The organism is Oceanihabitans sediminis (assembly GCF_003337215.1).
Classification (GTDB): Bacteria; Bacteroidota; Bacteroidia; order Flavobacteriales; family Flavobacteriaceae; genus Oceanihabitans; species Oceanihabitans sediminis.
The window spans coordinates 197,953-224,110 of sequence record NZ_QPIG01000004.1; the positions used below are offsets into that span (position 1 = coordinate 197,953).

Consider the following 26,158-nt stretch of genomic DNA (forward strand, 5'->3'; position numbering starts at 1 on the left):
CATGGAAGAACAAAATAATATCATTATCTATACTGCGGATGATGGAAAAGCTTCTGTAGCTTTATTTGAAAGAGATGGCACTGTTTGGTTAAATCAAAATCAATTAGCAGAACTTTTTAACACCTCAAAACAAAACATTAGCCTACATATAAATAATATACTCTCAGACAAAGAATTAAAGGCTAATTCAGTTGTCAAGGAATACTTGACAACTGCCGCAGATGGCAAAGAATACAACATTACATTTTATACTTTAGAAATGATACTTGCTATTGGCTATCGTGTACGCAGTAAACGCGGTGTACAATTTAGGCAGTGGGCAACCAGAAACTTAGCCAGCTATATGCGTAAGGGTTTTATTATGGATGATGAACGTCTTAAAAACCCTGACGGACGTGCCGATTATTTTGATGAGCTACTAGAGCGTATTAGAGACATACGCAGCTCAGAAAAACGTTTTTATCAAAAAGTACGCGACCTTTTTAGTTTAAGCAGTGATTATGACGCGACAGATAAAGCAACACAAATGTTTTTTGCAGAAGCCCAAAACAAACTGCTATTTGCAGTAACAAAAAAAACAGCAGCAGAAATGATTGTAACACGTGCCGATGCTAGCAAATTGAATATGGGTCTTACCAACTGGAAAGGCAGTGTGGTAAGAAAACAAGACATAACCATCGCCAAAAATTATCTCACAGCAGATGAACTCGATAGTTTAAACAGACTTGTGGTTATCTTTTTAGAGCAGGCAGAATTAAGAGTAAAAAACCAACAAGATCTTACCATGAGCTACTGGCAGGACAACCTAGATAAATTGATAGCCTTTAATGAATTTCCAGTACTTAAAACAACTGGACGCATAAGCAATACGCAAATGCAGAAAAAAGTAAAAGCACATTATGAAGCTTTTGATAAACTGCGAAAACAAGAAGCCGCAAAAGAGGCAGATAGACAAGAACTAGAGGAATTAAAAGCCCTAGCAGCACAAATTAAAAGGAAAAAGCAATAATGGAAAACACAATTACAGAAAACAATCCAGACTATAAAAAAACCAAACTAGGATGGATTCCGGAGGATTGGGATGTTGCAAAGTTTAAAGAACTATGTCTAAATAAAGGGCAATATGGTATCAATGCATCTGCAGTTAATTTTAGCGAACATTTACCTGCATATTTAAGAATTACAGATATTGATGACGACGGCAAGTTCTCTAAGACAAAGAAAGTCTCTGTCGATGATATAAATTATAAAAACTTTATTTTAATTGAAGGAGACATCGTATTTGTGCGAACTGGAGCAACTGTAGGCAAAACGTACCTGTATGATCCAAAGGATGGAGAGCTTGTTTATGCCGGATTTTTAATAAAATTTACACCCAATAAGAATAAGTTAAATAAAAAATATTTAAAATATTACACCCAAACAACTTCTTATTGGAATTGGGTAAGAATAACATCTGTCAGAAGCGGACAACCTGGGATAAACGAAACCGAGTATGGCGAAATGTTATTACCTTTAGCGCCTCTTTCTGAACAAAAAGCCATAGCAAACTGCCTCAGCACCTGGGACACCGCCATCACAAAGCTAGACGCGCTTATCAAGGCAAAACAAAAACTCAAAAAAGCCCTAATGCAACAATTGCTAAGTGGCAAAAAGCGCTTGCCTGGGTTTGAGGGGGAATGGGTGGAAAAGCGGGTTGATGATTTTGCGAATGAATACAGTCAGAAAAATGACGATAATAAGGACATTGAAGTTTTATCCTGCACTAAATATGATGGTTTGGTACCATCATTAGAATACTTTGGTAGACAAGTTTTTGGAGACAACTTAACAAAATATAAAGTAGTTCCTCGTGGGTATTTCGCATACGCCACAAACCATATCGAAGAAGGTTCAATCGGCTATCAAGATTTTAACGAATTAGGCTTAGTTAGCCCTATGTATACTGTTTTTAAAACAAATGAAACTGTAGATGACAACTATCTATTTAAGGTTTTAAAGTCTCATAAACTCATTCATGAGTATAATCGACGTATGGAAGGGTCTATTGATCGTCGAGGTGGTTTAAGGTGGAAAAATTTTAAAGGCATTAAAATCAACTTAGCTCAATTAGAAGAGCAAAAAGCAATTGCAAAAGTATTAGACACCGCAGATCAAGAAATTAACCTACTAACTAACCAACGTAACCAACTGCAATTGCAAAAGAAAGGCTTAATGCAACAGTTACTAACCGGAAAAAAGAGATTGAATACATAATACACACAGAAAAACACATAAAATATTAATCTTATTTAATGGAAAACAACTACGAATATAATATCTACATAGACGAGAGCTGTCATTTAGAAAATGATAAGCAACCCTTAATGTGTATTGGCTACACTAAGATTCCAACAGCACGTTACGAAGAGTACAAAGAAGCTATTAAAAATATAAAGCTTAAGCACAAGTCGCCTACAGAAATAAAGTGGAACAAGTTGTCTTCTTCTAGATTAGATTTATATAAAGCGTTAATAGATTTCTTTTTTGATAATGAAATTCAGTTTCGTGCAATACTTGTGAAGAATAAACACCAGTTAAATCATGAGAAATTTAATAAAGGAGATCACAATTCTTTTTACTATACACTTGTATTTTTATTGCTTCGAAATCCTTGGGTAAACTACATTACCTCTCCACATAAAGTAATTTTAGATATAAAAGACACTAGAGGAAAAGAGCGTTTAAAGAAGCTAGACCAGCGCTTAAATGAAGAATATCAGAAAAAATATAATCGCCTCTCTCCTTTTAATTTTTTTCAACATATACGTTCAGATGAAAATGAGTTTTTACAGCTCGCAGATTTCTTTATTGGTGCCATCACTTATAAATCTAGAAAAATGCATCGGAAGGAAAATGCATCTAAGGTAAAAATTGCAGTCATTAACTACATTGAAGAAAAATCAGGATATGTATTACACGATGGTACAGACCCTCTTGAAGAAAAGTTCAATATTTTTGATTTTAGAATTCAAACACAACATTAATTCTGCGGATGAATTTTGAAGAAGAACACGAGTTAGATCTCGTAGAAGATCTGTTTGATTATCTAGATATAGATGGTCCAGACAAAGAGCAAATGTATACCCTTTACGGTATCTTTAAAAAGGACATGATAGAAGAGCCTATTTTTATAAACCTAGTACAGGTAGGTTATAATAGTAAAAAGTCAAAACACCCACTCTTTAGAGGTAAACCAGAAGGTTTTGAACATATTTGTACACGAGAAAGCAAACATTCTGGAAAAAGACACTTTGATCCGGAAAGAACAAATAAGATTCATTGGATTAAAACTGTTATTAATCATAGACAGGATCCAAGGGTTAAATATTTTGAAAGGATACATTATAAAGGTCAAAACCAACAGTATTATTGGCTAAAAGACAAAGACTATGTTGTTATTATAAGAGAAATAACAGTAAAACTACAGCTAGTTACTGCGTTTAAGGTTGATGAACTAAATAGAAATAATTTCAAAAGATGGTATGAAGACTATCATAAATAAAGGCAAAAAAAAACCTCACTTCGTAAGTGAGGAACGTATCTTAAGGCAATACGAGTGATGCAACAAGTGCTAAGCCAAGTCCTTTACCCTTTGGGTAATGACACCACAAAGATAGTCAAATTTTACTTATAAACAAAACAGCAACAATTAGACCGCGTCCCCTAAAGCGGCTTTGTAAAAAATAAACTTATGGAAACACCCTCATTCAAAGAAGATCATATTTCACAAATACCTGCCTTGCAGCTATTAATAAATATGGGGTATAACTACCTGAATCAAGAAGAAGCTTTACAAGCTAGAGGCAATAGAACCTCAAGTATTTTGCTAGAAGATATCTTACGCACCCAATTACATAAAATCAACCATGCACGCGTCTCTTCAAAAAAGACTGTTCCATTTACTGATAGTAATATTGAAAATGCCATCATAGCATTAAAAGACATTCCTATGGTAGATGGTTATATGACTACAAGTGAGAAAATATATGAACTGCTTACGCTAGGTATTTCCCTAGACCAAAGTATTGAAGGAGATCGTAAAAGTTTTGATTTACAATATATTGATTGGGAGAACCCAGAAAATAACATATTTCATGTTACAGAAGAGTTCAGTGTACTGCGCTCAGGACTAAAAGAACATTACAGACCAGACATAGTCCTTTTTGTAAACGGAATTCCTATATGTATTATAGAGTGTAAAAGACCAGATATAAAAGAGCCATTAACACAAGCTATATCACAAAATCTTCGCAATCAAAAAGAAGACGGCATTCGTCCATTGTATGCAATGACACAGTTAGTTATGGCAGTAACAGTTAATGAAGGCAGCTATGCTACTACAGGAACACCAGAAAAATTTTGGGCACAATGGCAAGAAGATTTTAAAAAATCCAATGGTGCAATCGATGATGAAAAGGAAGCACATTATCGTAAACATATCTCCAAACTAAAAAACACGCCGCTTCCAGATGAGGTGAAAAAACGCTTGTTTAACGAGAGATTCTATTACGTACGCCAATATTTTGACGCTCTAGAAACCCAAGAAGTTAAAATCACGCCACAAGATGAATACTTGTTTAGTTTATGTAGCAAAGACCGTTTGTTAGACTTGATTTATAACTTCACCCTATTTGATAATGGCGCTAAAAAAATAGCACGTTATCAACAGTTTTTTGCTATTAAAAAGGCAATGAAACAAATCAAAAAAAATAATAATGGACAACGAACCGGAGGTGTTGTTTGGCATACACAAGGAAGTGGAAAATCATTAACAATGGTAATGCTTGCCCAAGCAATTGCAATGGAGCCAAGTATATTAAATCCTAAAATCATTCTAGTAACAGACAGGACAGATTTAGACACCCAAATTACAGGTACATTTAGAAAGTGTGGTTTAGACGTAGATAATGCTAAAACTGGATCGCAACTTGTAGAGTTACTACATACAGAAAGTGATGCCGTTGTAACAACCATCATTAATAAATTCGAAACTGCTGTCAAGAAAATCAAAACACCTCTCACCAGTAATAATATCTTTGTGTTAGTAGATGAGGGCCACCGTACCCAACATGGTACCTTTAATATTGAAATGCAAAAAACCTTGCCTAATGCATGTTTCATCGCATTTACGGGAACACCTTTATTTAAAAAAGACAAAAGCACATTGTCTAAATTCGGTACCCTCATAGATAGCTACACGGTAGATCAAGCTGTAAAAGATAAAGCTGTTGTTCCATTATTGTATGAAGGGCGTCATGCCATGCAGGATGTTAATGCAGCTCCCTTGGATACTTTTTTTAACATGGTATCAGAACCATTAAACGATTATGAAAAAGCAGATCTTAAAAAGAAGTTCTCTCGTGCAGACCAACTCAATATTGCAGATCAAAAAATCTATGCTATCGCTTGGGATATTACAAAGCATTATGAGAGTAACTTTCAAGGGAGAACACCATTTAAAGGTCAGATCGTATGCCAATCTAAAGAAGCAGCTGTTAAATACAAAAACTATCTAGACGAAATTGGTAGGGTAACCTCAGCAGTAATAATCTCACCTCCAGATGAGCGGGAAGGAGAAGACTCTGCGTATGGAAAAACAAGTAATTTAGTGAAAACGTTCTGGCATAAAATGATGGATGAGCATGGGACTCCAAAAAAATACCAGAAAAATATCGTAAACCGTTTTAAAAACGATAATGAACCAGAGTTAATTATTGTTGTAGACAAGCTTCTTACCGGTTTTGATGCGCCTAACAACATAGTGCTGTACTTAACAAGAAAACTCATCGGGCATACATTACTACAAGCTATCGCGCGTGTTAATCGTGTTAGCCCAGACAAAGATTATGGCTATATCATTGATTATTATGGAGTACTTGAAGAATTAGACTCAGCTCTTAAAACATACTCTACTTTTGGCGATTTTGATGAAGAGCAATTACAAGGAACTCTAACAAATATTAATGAAGAAATTGAGAAGTTACCTCAGGCTCATAGTGACCTTTGGCAAATATTTTCATCTATTTCAAATAAAAAAGATGCAGAAGCCTATCAGCAACTTTTAAGAGACGAAGCGCTTAGAAATAAATTTTATGATCAGTTAGCAAAATATGCTCGTTTATTAAAGCTAGCATTATCATCAATAAATTTTCATAAAGAGACAGAAGAAAAACGTATTTCTAAGTACAAAGAAGACCTTTCATTTTTTATGAAATTACGAGCAGCAGTTGCTTCCAGGTATTCCGATAAAATTGATTTTAAAAAATATGAAGGTCAAATACAAAAGCTAATTGACACACATATACCAACTACCGATATAGTTACACTTACAGAGCTCGTAAATATTTTTGACAAAGAAGCATTTGAGGAAGAAATAGAGAAAGTAACAGGTAAGGCCGCAAAAGCTGATATGATAGCATCTAGAACAGCGAAACATATCACTGAAAAGATGGATGAAGACCCAGCCTTTTATAAACGATTCTCTCAATTAATCAAAGAAACCATTGATGATTATTTACAAGGAAGAATCGATGAAACAATGTATTTGCAAAAAATTAAGGAAGCAAGAGACGCTGTATTAAGCAGAACAGATTCAAGTATACCTGCATCATTAGAAGAGAAAGAAGTAGCTAGAGCATTTTTCGGAATAGCTGTTGAAGAATTTGACTCTCATGCGGAAAACAAAGAAACCATACGTAAAATATCAGAGGAGCTAGCCCTGAAAGCGGATGAAATCATACTTAGTTTACGACGAGTAGATTGGTATACCAAAAGTGGTACAGATATTCAAAAGAAAATGGTTTTCCTCATAGGCGATTTTATAATAGATCATATCAGAGACAAACACAACATGAAATTAAGCTTTCAAGAAATTGACAAGATAGCAGAACGCATTGTTGAGGTTGCTAAAATAAGATATAAATAATGTTACGAACACTTAAATACGGATCTGAGCAAATCTCCTATACTCTAACTTTTTGTAATAGAAAAACTTTAGGTATTACAGTTCATCCAGATCGCTCAACTGAAGTCAAGGCTCCAATAGGTAGCAGTATGGAAAAAATTGAGGAGAAAGTTAGAAAGAAGGCACCCTGGATATTAAAACAACAAGATCATTTCTTATCCTTTGAACCTAGAAATACAAAACGAAAATATGTATCTGGTGAATCCCATTTGTATCTCGGTAGACAGTATCAGTTATTATTAATTAAGTCTGATGAAGAAATCGTAAAACACACAGGTAGAAATATTGAAATAAGAACAAGCAACCCGAGCAAAGCTAAAGAATTGCTAAACGCTTGGTATTTAGAAAAATCAAAAATATGGTTCCAAACAATTGCCCAACCTTTAATAGAACGATTTGAAAAATATCAGGTAGCACCAAAAACAATAGAAATCAGAAAAATGAATAACCGTTGGGGTTCATGTTCAACACAAGGAAGAATTCTTTTAAACCCAGAACTAATAAAAGCCCCTAAAGCATGTATTGAATATGTAATTATACACGAGCTATGTCATTTAGTTTATAGAGATCACACAAAAGCATTCTTCGACCTACAACAAAAAGAGTTCCCAGAATGGAAGAAATGGAAGAATAAATTAGAAACACTCTTAGCCTAAAGTCTTGTCTCAATAATGGGAAGATTGCTTAAAATAAGCTAGCAAGATTTTCTAGCTAAAATGTGACATCAAGCCTACATGCTAAAATGACATATGGTTGAAGTTCATTTCATCTTTGAAATAATACAACTTATCTAATAAGTTGTGCAAATAAGCCAGGATTAATGCCATCCTGTCAATTTAAGAAAGTTTTAACAATTTGGAACACTCATTGTCTAATTGTTAAGCATAAAAAAAGTCCCAACATTGGACCGGAAGGACTTTTTAGTATCTAAATAAGTAGTAAAATGAAAAGGATACTACCCACAACAAAGCACTACAACAAATAACAAGTAAAACATACCAACTCGTCACCAAGCCAACTCCATAACTCCCCTCATATATTAGTCCACATCTTGCAGCTACAAAAGCTTATTACAACAACTCAAAAACAAACAAAAAGCTACCACACTTAAATACTATTAACCAAAAAAGAAAATTCCCACAATTAAAGAATTATCCCTAAATTACAACCTCAAATCAAACCAAACACAAACAAAACATCCATATAATAGGAAGAAACTCCCCTGGGGGTATATACAACCATTATGCAACATTTACCAAAAACATCACGAATGAAATTAAAACTTCTAATTTTTAGCATCTTATTATGTAATTCGATTTATTCTCAATCTGCTAAAGACTCACTTTTGCAAAAAGATATTAATGTTTTGGTTGAGGAAATGGAATTTATGTATGGATATGACCAAACTATGCGAGAATACACCATTTATAAAACTTTTAATAAATCAGAAACGGATAGAATTGAAAATCTTCCTGATAGTTTAAGAATTCAGGAAATGATAAAACGGAAATTTGTATCGGATAGTATTAGCAAGATGATTTACAAAAAGTACATTAATCCAATGGATGCTGAACATACCGAGAGAATGATGGAAATAACAAAAAAATACGGTTTCCCCAGCACAGAACGAATTAGAAAATACTATAAAAAGGAATTTGTAGACCCGGAATTTAACCCACTAATAATTTTTATTCATTCACCAAAAAAGTATTGGGATGAACTAAAGGAGTTAATGTTAAAAGAATATCAAAATGGAATAATTAATCAATGTCAATATGGTTATGCACTTTGGCAGTTTACTGGTCGACAAAGCCTTCAACCAATGCTTGATAATGGATTTGAAATGGTTGAAGAAAATGGAAAAACAACGCTAAAATCAACCTGCGAATAAATAACGCAGTACAACATTGTATAACCCCAATAACAGCAGATTCGACTACGTTCGAATCCACTCGGAATTTCTAAGTTAGTTACTTAATCCCGCAACTATCCTTACACCAACCGCTCACAAAAAAAATTATGAATAAAACTTTAACATTATTAGCCTTCCTTTTAATCACTCATTTATCACATGCACAAAAAAAGGATTACCAAGAACCAGTACTAAAATTTGAAGTTGAAATTAATGGAGAAAAACACCAAGTCAATGATGGAGAAAGCCTGATTGTAAATGGTAATACAATCAAAGTTAAATCTTCTAATAATAAAACCTTTGATTTCGGAATTGTAAGCTTCGATTATCCTAAACATTTTGCATTTGAATTTTTTCAAGAGAACGAAATGAAAAATTGGACTTTAGACGGTAATAATTTCGTAATTACTTATTTCGAGTATGAAACTAATATCCAATTAGATACTTTTATTAGCGAATTAGTTAAATTATTTAAAAAGGAAAACTGTGAAGTAATTGATAAGAAAATTACTCTTGGAGATTTATCTTTAAATGGAAAAAGAATTATTGTAAGATTATTTGGTGAAAAAATAACTTATGATATGTATGAGATCGAAACAGAAGACTATAAAACTCACTTTATCGGATTTCAAGATTCTAAAAATGAAAATGGCTTAGATTCTAAAGAAGGGATTGAAACTACAAAACTAATTGATGAGACTATTAAAATAAAATAACAATACTCACCCCCCATATACCAACACTACCCTTATAATTACAAAAAAACCTAAAAATAAACTCCAAAAACAAAATACATTTTCACTATCTTTAAGCAACCAACTTAACACCAAAACCTTAAGCAATGCAATTCCGAAAGATTATTCTTTTTTTCCTATCCACCCTATTACTATTACTTTTACCATTAATAGCCATGCAATTCACTAAGGAAGTAAACTGGACAACAATAGATATTATAGTAGCAGGAACCCTTATATTCGGAGCAGCAACCATTTCCGAAATCCTCTCCAGAAAAATCAAGAATCCAAAACACAAAATCACTCTAATAATTGCAGTATTAGCCATGATCATACTTGTTTGGATAGAACTAGCAGTAGGAATATTCGGCACGCCATTAAGTGGCAGCTAAACAAATCACCCCTCCACAAAAATTTCCCCAAAAACTTCCATAACTTTGCAACATGCAATTAAGAAAGTTATACAACACTCCCGCAATCACCTTTTACAAGGCAGACACCAAAACAAGCCTCGAGCTACCCTATGTAGCTGAAGGTATAAGCGCAGGATTCCCATCTCCAGCAGACGACTTTCTTGACATCAATATAGACCTAAACAAGCACCTAATCAAAAACCCAAGCACAACCTTTTACGGAAAAGTAAGAGGAAACTCCATGATAGATGCAGGAATACATGATGGCGATTTACTTATTATAGACAAAAGCCTAGACCCTACAAACAACAAAATTGCAGTATGTTTTATAGATGGTGAATTCACAGTAAAACGAATCAAAATAGAAAAAAATATTGTCTGGCTAATTGCAGAAAACAAAGACTATAAACCAATAAAAGTAACAGAAGACAACGACTTTATTATCTGGGGAATAGTAACCACCGTTATAAAACAAGTCTAAACAACTGCCTAGCCTCCCATTACATTACCTCTTACCAAAAAATCACATAAACCATTATTTTCTACTCTTAAAGAATACAGAAAAACCCCACCCAAAACCCAAAATCTTGTTCATAAAAATCCAACCAAAAACACCATACCATTAAAATATAAAATAACTTTGTACACATGTTTGCACTAGTAGATTGTAATAACTTCTACGCCTCCTGCGAGCGCGTATTCAACCCCGCATTAAACAACAAGCCAGTAGTAGTCTTGTCCAATAACGACGGTTGTGTTATCGCACGCTCTAACGAAGCTAAAGCTCTAGGAATACCCATGGGAGCACCTGCTTTCGAATACAAAAACACCTTCATAAAAAACAACATACACGTATTCTCTTCCAACTACGCACTATACGGAGATATGAGCAACAGAGTAATGACACTCCTAGCAGATTTCTCACCAGAAGTTGAGGTATATAGCATAGACGAATCCTTCCTGAAATTCGAAAACTTCAAATACCATAACCTCAACGACATCGGACTACAAATGACCAAAAAAGTCGGAAAAGGAACCGGAATACCTATCAGCGTCGGCTTCGCTCCTACCAAAGCACTAGCAAAAGTAGCAAACCGAATAGCTAAAAAATACGCACAAAAAACCAATAGCGTATATGTAATAGATACAGAAGAAAAACGAATCAAAGCTCTCAAATGGCTCGCTATTGAAGACGTATGGGGAATTGGACGAAAACACGCCAAACGACTAAAAGCTATCAACATACATAACGCATACCAATTCACCCAACTTTCAGACCAATGGGTACGCAAACACATGTCCGTAGTTGGCTTACGACTAAAACACGACCTACAAGGAATACCAACACTAGATCTAGAAGCTACATCTTCCAAAAAAATGATAGCTACTACTCGCTCCTTCCAATCCATGATAACCGAATATAAGGACCTAAAAGAACGACTAGCAACATACGCAATTTCCTGTGCCGAAAAACTACGAAAACAAGAATCACACTGCAACGCAATCATGGTATTCCTACACACCAACCGCTTCCGAAAAGACCTACCGCAATTCGGAAAACGCCTCGTATTAAAAACACAATACCCAACCAATTCTAGCATCGACCTAGTAAAACTAACAAACAAAGCACTACATATACTATACAAAAAAGGATACCACTTTAAAAAAGCAGGAGTAATCGTAATGGACCTAACCCCTGTACAACAAAAGCAACTAAGCATGTTCACGCAAGAAAACCCAAAACACTTAGAGCTTATGACTATTGTCGACAAACTAAACACCACCATAGGAAACAATAAAGTAAAATTCGCATCACAATCTTTAGGCCGACAATGGAAAATGAAACAAGAACAACTATCCCCAAGATACTCCACAAATATCAACGAGGTAATTACAATAAAAGCATAATCCTTATCTTTAGAGTATTAAATTTGAACACAATATGAGAAAAATCGTACTTACAATAATATCATTAATCGGAATGAACTCTTTTAGTCAAAACTTAAAATGTTCAGATTTTAAAAATGGAACTTTTATTGTTTCTATTTCAGAACCAATTCAAATAAATTGGAAAATTGTCCGAGAGGGAAATAATCAAACCGAACTTGTTACTAAATTACCCCAAGAATTAATAGATTCTGGTTATCCGACAGACCCCCAATATGGAATAATTAATTGGATTGACGATTGTAATTATCGTCTAACCTATGACGATTCAAAATCGGAACTTTCTGAATCGCAAAAAATGATTAATGATTTAGGAGGAGTTTTAACTGAACTAATTAGAATTGAAGAAAATTGCTTTTATTATAAGTCAACTTTAAAATATAAAGATGGCGAACAAATATTGAACGGTATATTATGCAAAGAATAAATAGTGTGTAAAACACTGAATAAAAACCTAAAACCATGTGCTTTCACACCTCACAAACCAAAAAAGTAAAAAAATTAGAAAATACATTTAAGGTAAACCTCACCAACCCAGAGCTCAGAGAAACATTCGATGTCCCTAGTTACCACCTCAACGGATTCGCACACCCTAAAATGCTTATCATACCACAAGAAGAACCATCCGTAATAACACCAGGACTATGGGGAATCATACCAAACAATAAAAAAGAAACACAAATAACCGAATATTACAAGCAAGCAGTACGGTATGGTGGCGGACTAAACGCACAATCCGAAAAACTATTCGATCACTTCATATACAAACACGCAGCATTCTCAAAAAGATGCATCATACCAGTAACAGGCTTTTTCGAACCACACGAATATAAAAGCAAAAAATACCCATTCCACATAAAAAGAAAAGACGATGAGGTACTAGCACTAGCCGGAATCTATACCAGTATCCAAGAAGTACTAACCTTAACAATACTTACCAAACCAGCCTCACCACTATTCGCCAAAATCCACAACAAAAAAAACCGACAACCAATACTCCTTACAAACAATACACAACAAAACTGGCTAGAAGACAACCTAACCCAAAACCAAATCCAAGAAATCATAAACAGCCAATACCCAGAACAAGAACTAAAAACCTACACCGTAAACAAAAACCTCTTTAGCCCAAAAATAAACAGCAACACACCAACAATTATTGAAGAAGTCAAATACGAAGGCATAACCATCTAAAAGAATCTATTTACACTCGAAAATTCCCACATTTAATATTATTTTAACTAAATTACAACCTCAAAACAAACCAAATACAAACAAAATAGCTATATAATAGGAATAAACTCCCTTGGGTGTTTATACAATTGTTAGCTGACACCCGAGAGAAGCACCTCCACAACAAAAGAGATGCGATATTGACTTAGATTCGATAAATAAGATTTAAAAAAAAGAAGTATATGCCGCCATCATATCAACAAATATTAGCCTATAACGAGAAATGGATAGTTGAAAAAATAGCTTCAAATCCAGATTTCTTTAGTAACTTATGTGCCGAGCAAAAACCCGATTATCTGTTTATTGGTTGCTCCGACAGTCGTGTAGATCCGGATATTTTTACAGGACTGAATTTAGGAGATATGTTTGTGCATCGAAATATTTCCAATATCGTTAATCCTATTGACTTAAACGTAGCCTCCGTTATCCAATATGCCATTACCAATTTAAAAGTGAAGCACATCATCGTTTGTGGACATTATGGTTGTGGCGGTATCAAAGCGGCTATGAAAGAAGAAGGGATTGGAAAGAATAGCCCTTGGCTACAAATTATAAAAGACATTTATCGTATCCATAAATCGGAATTGGAAAAGATAAAAGACGAAACCAAACGCTACGACCGATTAGTTGAGCTGAATGTCATAGAACAAACGGAAAATGTAGTTGAAATGGATTGTATTCAAGCTTTAAAAGGCACTCCTGATTATCCTGAAATTCACGGTTGGGTGTTTGATATGCGTACAGGGAAAATCGTGGAGTTGGATACCCAATCTTCAATCACTAACCAAACTGACAAAGGAAGTTTGTCATTGATACGAAAATTAAAATCGTTATTTAAAAAAAGATAAAGTTATGAGCACACAAACAATGAAAGCAGCCAGATGGCACGCTGCCAAAGACATCAGAGTAGAAGAAACAGTCATTCCTACTCCCAATGACGATCAGGTAAAAATCGAAGTTAAGTTTACCGGAATTTGCGGTTCTGATTTGCACGAGTACAATCACGGACCGCAATTAATCCCGTTCGACAAACCCTATTTACTCAACGGACATCAGGGTACAACTACTTTAGGGCACGAATTTTCAGGCATTGTGGATCAAGTAGGCGCAAACGTAAAAGGCTATAAAAAAGGCGACCGGGTAGTAGTCGAACCCATTTTCAGAAATCCCGATAGTCCTTTTATTGAATCAGGAGAATATAATCTTTCCGAACCTTTGGGATTTGTGGGTTTAACTTCTGATGGTGCATTTGCCAAATATGTGGTAGTAGAAGATTATATGGTGCATAAAATCCCTGACACGATGACTTTTGAACAAGGAGCGATTGTTGAACCTGCTGCAGTTGCAGCTTATGGCATTCAGCAAAGTGGTCTTAAAATGGGCGATACCATTTTAATTTCAGGAGCCGGCCCGATTGGATTACTTACCGTTCAGGTAGCTTTAGCCGTGGGTGCTTCTCAAATTTTCGTTTCTGATTTATCGGAAGCAAGGTTGGCTAAAGCAAAAGAAATTGGTGCTACTCATACATTTGATGCAAGAGATAAAGATATTCCTAAAAAGATCAAGGAAATGACCGGTTATGGTGTGGATATATTTATTGATGCCGCAGGAGTGCAAGCCTCGTTTGACACAGGAATTAACAGTCTTCGCAACGGTGGAACAGCTGTCTTGGTAGCTTTATTTGCCAAAGAAGTCATCCACGATGCATTAAACCAAGCACTACGGGAAATAACCGTCAAAGGGATAATTGGTTATCGGAATATATTTCCACAAGTCATTGCCTTAATTAACAGTGGTCGTCTTCCTGTAGAAAAATTAGTTACAAGCGTTATTGAATTGGATGATATTGTGGAAAAAGGATTCGAAGCCTTGATTAAAAGTCCAACCGAAGTGAAGATTTTAGTTGAAATAAAATAGGAAACTAAAAGACAGATAATACGGGCGATCAGCTAACAATGTATAAGCGTAATGCGGCCTAAAGTATTAATTTGAGCAAATTGAATATTAGCAAACATCTCGGCAAACTGAAAGTGTAGTGCTTTTAATCCCGCACTACGCTTATACTGGTCGTTGTGAGCAATGCGAAAATGCGCAGGCTTTATAAAATTAATATACCAGAAAGCTATTGAATTAGCTGATTTATAGTTTACTCAAGAACAAGCAGAAAAATTGTTAGGATTTAAACCAGCTTCATAAGCTGAAAAGAATTGACTAAAAGACAGCTCGGGACTGAATTTTCAAACAACTTTAAAAAATTTATAGCTATTGCGAATAGTTTTTCAGTACCAATGAGATCTCCATTAACATAAACTCTAAAATTGAGATGTCTGACAAATTAAAAGTTTCTCCGAGAAAAAGATTAAATTGATTAATTCTTGTTGAAAATAATCTATGTTTTTAATTATAGTTACTTCAAATGAAGCAGTTATTTCTCATCTGTACTATTGGCTAAACTTAAAAATACACAGAATATAATTACGACTCTACTAATCGTCCTTTCATCTCAATAGAAAAAGTTTCTATTAAAAATAGTTTAAATTCTGAATTTTTGAAATAATTATCTGATGAACATGAAATTAACAAAATTATAAGTAGTGCCAATGTAATTTTTTTAATTTTTCATGATTATTGTTTGAATGTAATATTAAAAAAGCGCCCACAAGAGTGAGCGCTATATCAAGTTGATATTACATCAACTTAGTCCTTAAGGAACTTCTGATTAATAGAATTGTTAGAGGTGTTAATTTGAATCATGTATAATCCTGAAGGTAATACAGATACATCAATACCGTTTGTAGTTTCAATAGCTTGCTTTACAAGCTGACCGTTAATATTGTAAATAGATATGTTTTTAACTTGCTCTGTAGATTTAATAAATAACCTGTCACTTACAGGGTTTGGGTATAGTTTTACTGAATTTGTATTTAAAGAAACAGCATCAATTCCTAATGTAGAATTGTACTCGTAAGCTCCTAAATCTATCGTAGTGTTAAAAACTCTTGTGTTACCTGATAAATCTAAATCACCAAATAAAGCTTCATCGTAGTATGCGTTATCTCCTTGATCAACAATATAATTTGAAGCTGATGTTGGTTTGTATTCGGTATCTAAATTTAAATCATCAGTTGCTGGATCTAAAGTTGTTACGTTTGTTGCACTAAATGTCCCCCCGTAAGTTCCGGCATTTGATGATACATTTGCAATAGAATTTCTAATAAACACATCGTAAGTAGAAACTAATCCGTTGGAAATATCTCTAGTTGCTGCTGTACCATTAACAGTATTCTGCCAAAAGATAGTATTATTAACATTTAGGTTTACACTACCATTACCTGATGCCGTTATAGAATTGCCATAAGTACCATTATAATCATTATTAACAAACGTACTATTATTAATTATAACATCTAAAGTGCTTCCGTTATTCCAATCTTCTCTGTAAATATCTAAAGCCGCAACATTAATATCGTTATCAGCAACTAAAACGTTAGCCCAACGTGTAAAAATATAGCCGTTTGTACTATCAGATTGCACATAAACCAATCCTCTATTAACAATGGTGTTATTTATAAACTTGGTGTTTTCAATAAGTAAGCCTCCGTTTAATGTTCTCATTTTAAGTAAATAACCATTAGAATAATTACTTCTGAATACCGAATTTTTAATTTTTAAGTTATTAATACTTGAACTATTAGGAATAAAGATTACGCCGTTTTCTTCAACACCACCAGATGTAGATGTATCGTAAATATTTTCAAAAATAATCCCATCAAAAGTCACATCACTAGCTGTTACTTCAAATAAACGCTCTGCATTATCTGTTTTGTTCGATGAAAAATCTCCATCAATATCATCACCATTTATATCTCCAGTAAAAATGGTAGCATTTGTAGTATGAATAGCTGTTATATCTCTTTCAGCTAGAGTCGTTTCGGTTCCTGCAAAACCTCCAATAATATCCACTTCATCTGTACTAACAGCTATTGGTGTGTTTTTATCTGCTAATGTATAGGTTCCTTTTGCTACCCAAACAGCATCATTTAAATTGGTAAGTGCTAAAGCGTCAGTTACATTTGTAAAAGCATCTGCCCATGAGCTACCATCGTTAGCACCTATTGCATTGGCATTTACGTAAAATATAGAAGGAATACAGTTTTCACCGTAACTCGATTGACCGTCTACAGTCCACCCTGGGTTATATTGACCACTATTTGCTGGTGGTGAAAAACCTGCATCAACTTGAATACAGGTTAAACTTGCATTATTATACGCTTTCATGTAGCTAAAATTGCTGTTATTTCCGTTGGCTACGTTTAACTCTACCAATTGATTGTTTTGGCAATGAACTTGCTCTAATGTAGGAATATCACTAACATCTAGTGTGGTAATTTGGTTATCTGCACAATGTAATCGTGTTAAATTAGTGTTATTACTAACATCAATAGTCGTTAAATTATTTGCGTAACAATCCAAACGTGTTAAATTGGTAAAGGCTTCAATACCTGTTAAATCTGAAATTGACAAACCATTGATAAGTAGCTCTGTTGTAGCTTGTGCTTCTGCCACTGTAATTTCAGTATCACCATTTAAATTGATACTATTATTGTTTACTAAATAACTTTTGAAATTAGCATCTGGAATATTTACAATTTGATTTAATGCAGCACAGTCTTCACTATAAAATGCAGAGGTACCTTTAGTCCAACCTTGGTTATATATTCCGGCTTCTGCTGGTGGTGTAAAACCAGCATCTATTTGAATACATGATAAACTATTTCCATAAGCTTTCATCCAGTTAATGTTACTGTTATTACCATTGGCAATGTTTAATTCATATAAAACACCATTGTTATGACATTGTATATCTGTAATTGATGTGTTTGCACTAATATCCAACGTTTCTATTTGATTATCAGAACAGTGCAAACGTGTTAATGCTAGATTATTGCTTACATCGATAGACGTTAAATTATTATTGTAACAATCTAATCGTGTAATGTTTATAAATTCTTCTATTCCTGTTAAGTCTGAAATTGACAAACCATTAATTAATAATTCACCAGAAAATGCTTGTGCTTCTGCTACAGAAATTTCTGAGTCGTTATTGGTGTTAATGGCTGCGTCTGCTAATAAATAGCTTTTAAAATTTGCGTCAGGAATATTAACGTTTTGAGCAAAAGCCGAAAACACACCCAAGCATAAGCAGGTTGTAAATAAGAGTAAATTTTTTTTCATGGTTGTTTTGAATATTAAAATTAATCAACTACAAAACAACGCTAACACTTCATGTTTTTAAGTGGCTTTTTTCTGAATATGGCTATTTTCTTTCTGAAAGCAAACACGTAAAAACACTGATTGCCAAACAAAAAAAAGGCTATCTAAAAAGACAGCCTTCAAAAAATCCTCTTAATAATATATATAATTATTCACAAGTCATTTTTTGTCCATAAGGCATTTGTCCGTGAATAACACCACCAAATTGTGAACTGCCATAACCACTACCATTGTACTGTTGCTTGATTAAAAAACCTTGTAAATAGCAGTCGTTATTTTTATTTTTTTCTGTAAAAGCACCTTTGATCCAACGGTATAAAATACGACCTGTGTATTTGTTTTTTACAATACTCCAATCGTTAGATTCTATATTTAACTTTAGAAGTTTTGCACCATCTTTTGCAATGGTTTTTGATACATTTTCTTTAGCAAAACTCACTAATGAAGCATTACTATTCATGCTACCTGCTTTTGGCATTTTTATAGCATCCATGGTTGATTTTGCAGCTGCATCATAATTTGCTTTTAACGTGGCTTCAAACTCTTTTACAATTGGCTTCGCTTTTTCTAACCACTCTAAATGAAATTGTTGTTCGCCTTTACCAATCACATTTAGAATGGTAATATCATCTTGAATCATGTATGATGGTACATTAAATGCGTGTCCGCCTTGGTGCGATGCTGCATAAATTACAAATACATCGTCTGCAATTAGCATACCTCTTACTAAAATTGGCATTCCTGTACCAAGCTCTAAAGTTTGCGATCGGTCTGCGCCAACTTTGGTTGTAAACATTCCTGAAACCAACTCGTAACCAATATATCCTTCTGGTGACATAGCTACTAGTTCTGGTGTTGTTAAAAAGCGTAACCATGCATAATCTGGATCTTGTGCAGGCAACAGGTCTACATTATCACCCATATCCGTCATTTGGCGTCTTATTTTCACACGGTCTACACCAACTGCGCTCATACCTTTTGTCATTGCAAATGGATACGACATATATAAAAACTCATCACTTACTGAATTTGCAGATTTAGGCTTATTAGCGTCTGCTTCTTGTTGCTTTTTCTCAAGATACTTTTGATAGTATAAATCTTGCTTTGCCTGATCATTTGGATATTTTTTAGCTAATTCTGCTTTAAACTCTTCATCGGTATATTCGGTTTTTGATGAAGTTTCAGTTGAAGAACTGCCAACCATTCCTGAAGCGTTTTCAGATTTTGAAGACGAATTGCTACTTTCTTTTTTATCTAACTTCTTCTCTACTGCTGCTTTGGCTTTCTTTTTAAGCATTTTACCAAATTGCGCATGAGAGACGTTGTAGCATAATGCCAAAACCAATAATAGAACTATTTTTTTCATAAGAATTGTGTTTAGTGGACTACAAAATAAAGCACTTAAGCACTATTCTTAATTTGGTTTTTTCTGAAAATGATGATTTTTTTTCTGAAGGAATTCTAACAAGATTCTTCGCTTTACTCTGATGACATGATATTCTGAAAAGCTACATAAAGGTTTCCTTAATCACATCTAAAAACTGATCGCGTTTAGATTTTGAAATTGGGATGCGTTTTTGATTATTCATTAGTAAGTAATCGCCATCATCTTTTACCAATTCATCTACATATTTTAAGTTGATTAAATACGAACGATGACATTTAAAAAACATCGCATTACGTTCCAATTGCTCAACAAAGTGCTTTAACGGTTTGCAAATGGTTTTTTGTTTGCCATCTATTAGTTGTACGTTAGTGTACATACCATCGGCTTCAAAATAGACGATATCATTATGCGATGCGAATAGGATGCCTTTTGGTATTTCTAAAGCAATTTTATCCATTGAAAGCTGCTTTAACGAATCGCGTAACTTGTTTAACTGGTCGTTTAAATTGTTAGCTTTTATGGCTTCTTCAGCTTTTGCTACTGCTTCTTTTAACTCGGTTGTATCAACTGGTTTTAACAAATAATCTACAGCCGACAGTTTGAAAGCTTCAATCGCATATTGGTTGTATGCCGTCACGAAAATGATTTTAAAATCGATTTGATTTGGGAAATATTCTAAAATATCTAATCCAGACTGATTTGGCATTTCAATATCTAAAAAAACAACATCTGGCTTACTGGTTTTAATCAAATCTACACCAGATGCTAAATCTTGCGCTTCTTCAATGCTAGTAATACTTGCACAATGTTCGGTTAGCAAGTTGGATAGTAAATGTCTGGCGCGTTTTTCGTCGTCTATAATTATCGCTTTCATATCTTAATGTATTGGCATCGTGATAACCACTTTTGTACCTGCAGCAACGTCATTTTCGTCATACAAATCGTTAGTCGTTATGGCTATATCACGTTTTAATTTGTTTTTATAAAGATGCACACGTTCTTCGTTGGCTTTGGTTGCAAAGGGTTTGTGCTGTTGGTTTGGTCGTTTTAATTTTTCGGATTGTGTACGACCAATTCCGTTATCTTCAACGGTAATTTCTAATTTATTTTGCTGAATAATTTTCGCTTCAATATGTAATTTTCGGTCGTTTAATTTGTGTAGTAATCCGTGTTTTAAAGCATTTTCAACATATGGCTGAATGAATAACGACGGTACTTTTATCTGTTTTGTTTTTAACTGATTATCAACCGAAATAGTATATTCCAATTCATCTTCAAAACGCACTTTTTCTAATTCTAAATACAGTTTTAAAGCGTTTAATTCTTCTTCTAAAGTAATTTCGTTTTGCTGACTGTAATCTAAATACATGCGGATTAATCGGCTAAACTTTACTAAATACGAGCTTGCCAATTCCTTTTCGTTTGAAATAATATAATCTTGGATAGAATTCAACGCATTAAAAATAAAATGCGGATTCATTTGCGAGCGCAGATTTTCTAACCTTAAATTCGTTATTTTTTTATCGATTAAAATTTTATCAACTTCGGCAATACGTTGTGCTTCTTTTTGTTGTAATCGCCATCTAAAATACAGCCAAACTAAACCTATTATTGCTGCTACAACTAAACCATAAAACCAATAGGTTTCCCAAAATGGCTTAGCAATTACAAAGGATATTGGTGCTGCAAAAACAGCTTGTTTTGCACTTAAATTTTGGGCTTTTAATTCAAAAGTATAGGTGCCACTAGACAAACTATTAAAAGTAACAAAATGTGTGTTTAGCGGTATGTTTTGCCAACTTGTATCAATTTGTTTAACGCGGTATTGGTAGCTTACGTGTTGGTTAGATTGAAATCCGTTTGAGTTGAACGAAATATCAATTTTATTTAAATTATATGGTAGTTTGTAGTTAGTTGCAACTAACGTGTCGCGGTCGTTAATTTTTACAGCTTCTACCCTAACCTTTGCTGTTTTAAAAGCTTTGAACAATGCGTCCGATTTTGGCAACGCATAAAACGCTTTAGGCAAGCTTACAATTATTTGATTTTGAAGTATTAAAAAATCGTTAACTGCTGTATTTAAACCATCTTGCGCACTTAACGATTTAAGCTGATGTGTTTTTGTATGATATTGAAATAATCCAGCATCGGTTGAAATCCAAAGCAATAAACCATCAGCATGAATAGCGTTAATTTGAAGATTTTCAGGAAGGTTAATTCCTGAAGGTTTTAGCGTATTGTTTTCGTATTTTAATAATCCGTTATGTTGGGTTGCAACCCAAACTGTCCCGTTAGTTTTTGTTAATGTATTAACCAATAAACTTTTAGAATTGAACGTGATTTCTTCTGCATTAAATGTTTTCGTATTGTATTTGTAAAGTCCGTCTATGTGCGATACAAATAAATGATTATTAGAAACCACCGAAGCTTTTACACGACTTTCCTTTAGGATTTGTTGTTCAGGATGATTAAACGGATTTTTATACACAATACCTTGGCGATAATTACCATAAAACAAGGTATTATCATCTATTTTAGAAAAGGTTTTAGCAACTGAAAATCGGTTATTTACATCTAAAATTTTGTCATTTTTTAAATTAACTACAAACGATTCTGAAGCATTAATACTTACTATAAGTTTATCGCTTTGCGCGTCAAAAAAAAGTTTTCCGATAATCTTTTTTCCTGGTAATTGCAGTGTTTTTATTAACTGATTATGATTGTAAAACAGTAATTTACCATCATTGGTTCCTAAGACAAATTGATTGTTTTGTAACGCAACAGAAGCTGTGATTTTAGAGTCTAAATTTGATAATTCAACACGACGAATATTTAAGTTAGGTGATACAAACACACCATTATCTAAAGTTGTAAACCAGTAATTTTTATTAAAATCTACTTGAACATCGGTAATAGATTCTGTTTTAAAAAGTTGTTCTTTAAAGGTGAAAATTTCATTTTCAAAACCATAAATAAACACGCCAGAACTGGTTAAAAACCAATAGATGTTTTCAATATTCAAAACATTGTAAATGGTTTCATTTTTTAATCTAGCAGGCGTTACTACTTTTTTGGGTGTGTTTTTGGTCTTATCTATTCTATAAATGACATTTTCATTAGAACTTTTGTGTGTAAAAAAAACAGTGTTTTTAAAGGCAAAAATTCTTGGTGATTGTATACGATTACTACTTGTAATTTCAAGTATTTTTGTTTTTGTATTGTTATCAAATTTGTATAATCGATGACGCTCTAAATCGCCTTCATGATTAATTATAAATGTGTAGTTGCTTCTGTTATCTTTAGCATTGGTAATACACATACCTTTAAATACTTCGGTTACTTGTTTTGTGCTTTTATCAATATCAAAAATGCCAATAACAGTGAATAAACGTATGCTGTTTTCTAATATTTCAAAATTTGCTAATTGTCCATTTACTAATTTACTAGCGTCATAAAATAGCTTTAAGCTGTCGTTTTCAACGTAAAATAATTGCCCATAAATATTGTTGCACCAAAGTTGGTTTTTAGCATCAAATTTTAATTGAAAGAGAGAGTTTCCTCTTTGTTGAGGATGACTAAAGTGTTTGTAACTTTTTCCGTTGTAACGGTATAAACCTTTGTTTGCAGCAAGCCAAATGTAGTTTTGGCTATCTTCTGCTATATCATAAAACTCAACATCTGGAAGATTTGAGACTTTAGACATATGTTGTATTACTGGGTTTTGAGAATTAGCACAGCTTCCAAAACCAATAATAAAAACAAATAGTATGTATCTAAATATTAATTGCATAGCTTATAATTAGCAAACTTAATATTTAATTAACTAATCAAGCTTTGTTTTTTCTGTAAGCAGTCGTTTTTTTTCTAAACAAAAAACGCAACCTTGATTATGGTTGCGTTTTTAACTTTATCTAAAACTAACTAATAAAACTAAGAGATAATGGGTAGCTAGGTAATTCTCCATTACTAGCTTTTATTGCATTTATAATTGGCATCATAAAAATTAAAAAAATATTAATCTAAAAAAGCACAACTCACAACAAAGTACTGTGGTAAAAAACAAGTAAAAAAGCATTAATTTTTCACCATGGTACTTTTGTAACTATCCTCATATATTAGTCCAGATTTTGCAATAGCTAAAGTCAAATTTAACAGCTACCACCACTGCATAAATACAAATGTATCACTACACCTTTAGCAACCAAACCCTCAAAGCCAATCTTCCTTGTAAACCATCAAGATCTAACCCCTCCCATACCAACCAAAAAAAATCATAGAACATTTACTACCAAAAACGAAAATTCCCACAAACACAATTATTTTAGCTATATTACAACCTCAAAACAAACCAAATACAAACAAAATAGCTATATAAAATAGGAATAAACTCCCTTGGGTGTTTATGCAATTGTTGTGCGTCAGCTAAAAAAAGCATCATTGCTCCACAGAAAATCTAAAAAACATCTACAGTATAGTTATGAAGGATGAAATTTTTCAGGAACAACTTTGAGCATTTCTAAAAAACAATTTTTCCATTGTTTTGCAGACAAACAGACAATTTTGGAATTAAGGTCAACTCCAAACTTTTCTGAAATTGACCTAACTTGTTTTTTTCTAAAAATAGACTTCATAGCTGTTTTAACTGTTAAATCAGGTTTTTGTAACATATACGAAACAAAATTTAAGTACTTAACCTTAAGCCCAATATCTAATGAATTCTGTTTTCTTTCAATTCTCAAAAGTGCTGATTTGACAGTTGGTGGTGGTAAAAAACTTTCAGGATTTATCTCATACAAGAATTTCAAATCATAATAGGTATGATAAAGTACTGTCAATGGGTTATAAACCTTACTTGAAAACAATTTTTTTGCCGGTTCTGACTGAAGGATAATTGAACCGCCTAGAAAATATTCGACATTTTCAAACATCAGGCTACTAAAAATATCAGATGTAATACCAAAAGGAATATTTGAAACTACTTTAAATGGAACTTTCGGAACTACAAAATTTCTATAATCACATCTAACTACTTGAACGTTTTGATCGTGAATGAATTTTTTGCGCAAATGTTGACTTAATGCAACATCGTTTTCAATGGCAATAACTTTATCGACATTTTTTAAGAGATGAACAGTTAGAAAACCTTTACCAGCTCCAATATCTAAAACTGTATCGTGTTGATTTATATTTGATTCTTTTATTGCATCTTTAATAAGCACTTTGTCAATAGTAAAGTGCTGACCCGTAAAACGAACGGGCAATTTCTTTTTTGTCATTATTTACTTCTTACAGGTGAATACTAAAATTAATAGACGTTTTGTCTATACCAAAAAAAATAAGGATTTTTACTCAGGACTGCCTATCACTTGATAGAAGTCCATAACTTGATAAAACAAGACATAATGCAGAAATTGTAATTATTAGAGCACAAAAATATTAACTTTACCTAGAATAACAAAGAATAAATTGAAAGAAAAGAAAGCCGAACGCACAACATTGGCTATAGCTAATGCGGGTTAAAGTGTTAAAATGAAAGTAATTACAAAAAATAGATTAATCGTTAATCAGAAAGAAAAGTGCATTAAAATCCCGCACTAGCCATAGCCGAGATCGTTGGCAAAAATAAAATTCACTCTTGCGGTTAAAAATTAATTTGCATCTGTATATAAACAATAATCGAAAATGTACAAAGCCATTGAAACATCATATGATGGATATAAATTCCGTTCAAGAACTGAAGCACGTTGGGCTGTATTCTTTAACCATCTAGGTCTAAAATGGGAATATGAAAAAGAAGGTTTTGTATTACCATCCTTTAGATATTTGCCTGATTTTTGGATACCTTGCCCATTATATAAAAAAAATGGAGGTTATTGGTTAGAAATTAAAGGAAACTATCCTACTGAAAAAGAAAGAAAAAAATGTAAAGAACTTGCTAAACTCACTGGAGACATTACTCTTTTAATATATGAATCAGTTACCGACAAAAATTTTAACCATTTTTCATATTACCCTATTAGAGAAAATAATACTATTACAGAAATAAAAGAAACTTGCACTTCCTATGAAAACGAAGACGTTTCTCATCTCATTTTAAGTATGCGTTTTATGGAAGGACAAATGAAAACAATCGAAAACGACAAATATTTAGAAGCAATGAATAAAGCTAGAAGTGCTCAATTTGAATTTGGTAAGAAAGGATAAATAAACAAAACTTTTGCTAACAAGGTACTGTGACAAAAAACAACTAAA

Annotated in this window: 22 protein-coding genes; 16 read left to right on the forward strand and 6 right to left on the reverse strand. The window is 33.4% G+C overall.

What is annotated here, in order from left to right:
- Position 1: 1 nt before the first annotated feature.
- The 15 genes from DU428_RS11115 (at position 2) to DU428_RS11185 (ending at position 15,162) form a co-directional block, all read left to right on the forward strand.
- The gene (locus DU428_RS11115; RefSeq protein ID WP_072350677.1) at positions 2 to 1,009 is read left to right on the forward strand and encodes a virulence RhuM family protein; all 1,008 of its coding nucleotides are present in this window, start codon (positions 2 to 4) and stop codon (positions 1,007 to 1,009) included.
- Positions 1,009 to 2,256, forward strand: a complete 1,248-nt coding sequence (locus DU428_RS11120; protein WP_113966362.1) for a restriction endonuclease subunit S — start codon at positions 1,009 to 1,011, stop codon at positions 2,254 to 2,256. Before DU428_RS11115 ends, DU428_RS11120 begins: the two co-directional genes overlap by 1 nt.
- A gap of 38 nt (positions 2,257 to 2,294) precedes the next feature.
- Positions 2,295 to 3,026, forward strand: a complete 732-nt coding sequence (locus tag DU428_RS11125) for a DUF3800 domain-containing protein (protein WP_113966363.1) — start codon at positions 2,295 to 2,297, stop codon at positions 3,024 to 3,026.
- A gap of 8 nt (positions 3,027 to 3,034) precedes the next feature.
- Positions 3,035 to 3,544, forward strand: coding sequence for a hypothetical protein (locus tag DU428_RS11130; RefSeq protein WP_243633518.1), 510 nt, complete (start codon positions 3,035 to 3,037; stop codon positions 3,542 to 3,544).
- A gap of 189 nt (positions 3,545 to 3,733) precedes the next feature.
- The gene (locus DU428_RS11135; protein WP_113966365.1) at positions 3,734 to 6,967 is read left to right on the forward strand and encodes a type I restriction endonuclease subunit R; all 3,234 of its coding nucleotides are present in this window, start codon (positions 3,734 to 3,736) and stop codon (positions 6,965 to 6,967) included.
- Positions 6,967 to 7,662: a M48 family metallopeptidase gene (locus DU428_RS11140; RefSeq protein WP_113966366.1), complete on the forward strand. Its 696-nt coding sequence runs from the start codon at positions 6,967 to 6,969 to the stop codon at positions 7,660 to 7,662. The genes DU428_RS11135 and DU428_RS11140 overlap by 1 nt, the downstream gene beginning before the upstream one ends.
- 614 nt (positions 7,663 to 8,276) lie before the next feature.
- Positions 8,277 to 8,897 (forward strand): hypothetical protein, encoded by a 621-nt coding sequence (locus DU428_RS11145; RefSeq protein ID WP_113966367.1) that lies wholly within the window; start codon positions 8,277 to 8,279, stop codon positions 8,895 to 8,897.
- Positions 8,898 to 9,025: 128 nt separating this feature from the next.
- On the forward strand, positions 9,026 to 9,634 hold the full coding sequence (locus DU428_RS11150) for a hypothetical protein (protein WP_113966368.1): 609 nt from the start codon (positions 9,026 to 9,028) through the stop codon (positions 9,632 to 9,634).
- A gap of 125 nt (positions 9,635 to 9,759) precedes the next feature.
- Positions 9,760 to 10,044, forward strand: coding sequence for a hypothetical protein (locus DU428_RS11155; RefSeq protein WP_113966369.1), 285 nt, complete (start codon positions 9,760 to 9,762; stop codon positions 10,042 to 10,044).
- 52 nt (positions 10,045 to 10,096) lie between these two features.
- Positions 10,097 to 10,546, forward strand: a complete 450-nt coding sequence (locus tag DU428_RS11160) for a LexA family protein (protein WP_113966370.1) — start codon at positions 10,097 to 10,099, stop codon at positions 10,544 to 10,546.
- Positions 10,547 to 10,713: 167 nt separating this feature from the next.
- Complete coding sequence (locus tag DU428_RS11165) at positions 10,714 to 11,973, forward strand: Y-family DNA polymerase (RefSeq protein ID WP_113966371.1); 1,260 nt, start codon at positions 10,714 to 10,716, stop codon at positions 11,971 to 11,973.
- A 34-nt stretch (positions 11,974 to 12,007) separates the two neighbouring features.
- Positions 12,008 to 12,439 carry a hypothetical protein gene (locus tag DU428_RS11170; RefSeq protein WP_123796515.1) on the forward strand — a complete coding sequence of 144 codons (432 nt, stop codon included), beginning with the start codon at positions 12,008 to 12,010 and terminating at the stop codon, positions 12,437 to 12,439.
- 35 nt (positions 12,440 to 12,474) lie between these two features.
- Positions 12,475 to 13,206 carry an SOS response-associated peptidase gene (locus tag DU428_RS11175; RefSeq protein ID WP_113966373.1) on the forward strand — a complete coding sequence of 244 codons (732 nt, stop codon included), beginning with the start codon at positions 12,475 to 12,477 and terminating at the stop codon, positions 13,204 to 13,206.
- A gap of 221 nt (positions 13,207 to 13,427) precedes the next feature.
- Positions 13,428 to 14,093 (forward strand): carbonic anhydrase, encoded by a 666-nt coding sequence (locus DU428_RS11180; protein WP_113966374.1) that lies wholly within the window; start codon positions 13,428 to 13,430, stop codon positions 14,091 to 14,093.
- Between the two features lie 4 nt (positions 14,094 to 14,097).
- On the forward strand, positions 14,098 to 15,162 hold the full coding sequence (locus tag DU428_RS11185; protein ID WP_113966375.1) for a 2,3-butanediol dehydrogenase: 1,065 nt from the start codon (positions 14,098 to 14,100) through the stop codon (positions 15,160 to 15,162).
- A 780-nt stretch (positions 15,163 to 15,942) separates the two neighbouring features.
- On the opposite strand, the gene DU428_RS11190 is transcribed toward DU428_RS11185, so the two are convergent.
- The 6 genes from DU428_RS11190 to erm form a co-directional block, all read right to left on the reverse strand.
- Positions 15,943 to 18,480, reverse strand: coding sequence for a T9SS type A sorting domain-containing protein (locus DU428_RS11190; RefSeq protein ID WP_113966376.1), 2,538 nt, complete (start codon positions 18,478 to 18,480; stop codon positions 15,943 to 15,945).
- A 187-nt stretch (positions 18,481 to 18,667) separates the two neighbouring features.
- Complete coding sequence (locus DU428_RS11195; RefSeq protein ID WP_113966377.1) at positions 18,668 to 19,885, reverse strand: hypothetical protein; 1,218 nt, start codon at positions 19,883 to 19,885, stop codon at positions 18,668 to 18,670.
- Between the two features lie 142 nt (positions 19,886 to 20,027).
- Positions 20,028 to 20,780, reverse strand: coding sequence for a LytR/AlgR family response regulator transcription factor (locus DU428_RS11200; protein WP_113966378.1), 753 nt, complete (start codon positions 20,778 to 20,780; stop codon positions 20,028 to 20,030).
- A gap of 3 nt (positions 20,781 to 20,783) precedes the next feature.
- On the reverse strand, positions 20,784 to 23,696 hold the full coding sequence (locus DU428_RS11205; protein ID WP_243633519.1) for a sensor histidine kinase: 2,913 nt from the start codon (positions 23,694 to 23,696) through the stop codon (positions 20,784 to 20,786).
- A gap of 127 nt (positions 23,697 to 23,823) precedes the next feature.
- A complete protein-coding gene (locus tag DU428_RS13635; RefSeq protein ID WP_394340979.1) occupies positions 23,824 to 23,904 on the reverse strand; it encodes a hypothetical protein in 81 nt (26 codons plus the stop codon).
- Positions 23,905 to 24,381: 477 nt separating this feature from the next.
- Positions 24,382 to 25,182, reverse strand: a complete 801-nt coding sequence (gene erm, locus DU428_RS11215) for a 23S ribosomal RNA methyltransferase Erm (protein ID WP_113966379.1) — start codon at positions 25,180 to 25,182, stop codon at positions 24,382 to 24,384.
- Between the two features lie 406 nt (positions 25,183 to 25,588).
- On the opposite strand from erm, the gene DU428_RS11220 reads away from it, so the two are divergent.
- Positions 25,589 to 26,110: a PDDEXK family nuclease gene (locus tag DU428_RS11220; protein WP_113966380.1), complete on the forward strand. Its 522-nt coding sequence runs from the start codon at positions 25,589 to 25,591 to the stop codon at positions 26,108 to 26,110.
- The last annotated feature ends 48 nt before the right edge of the window (positions 26,111 to 26,158 follow it).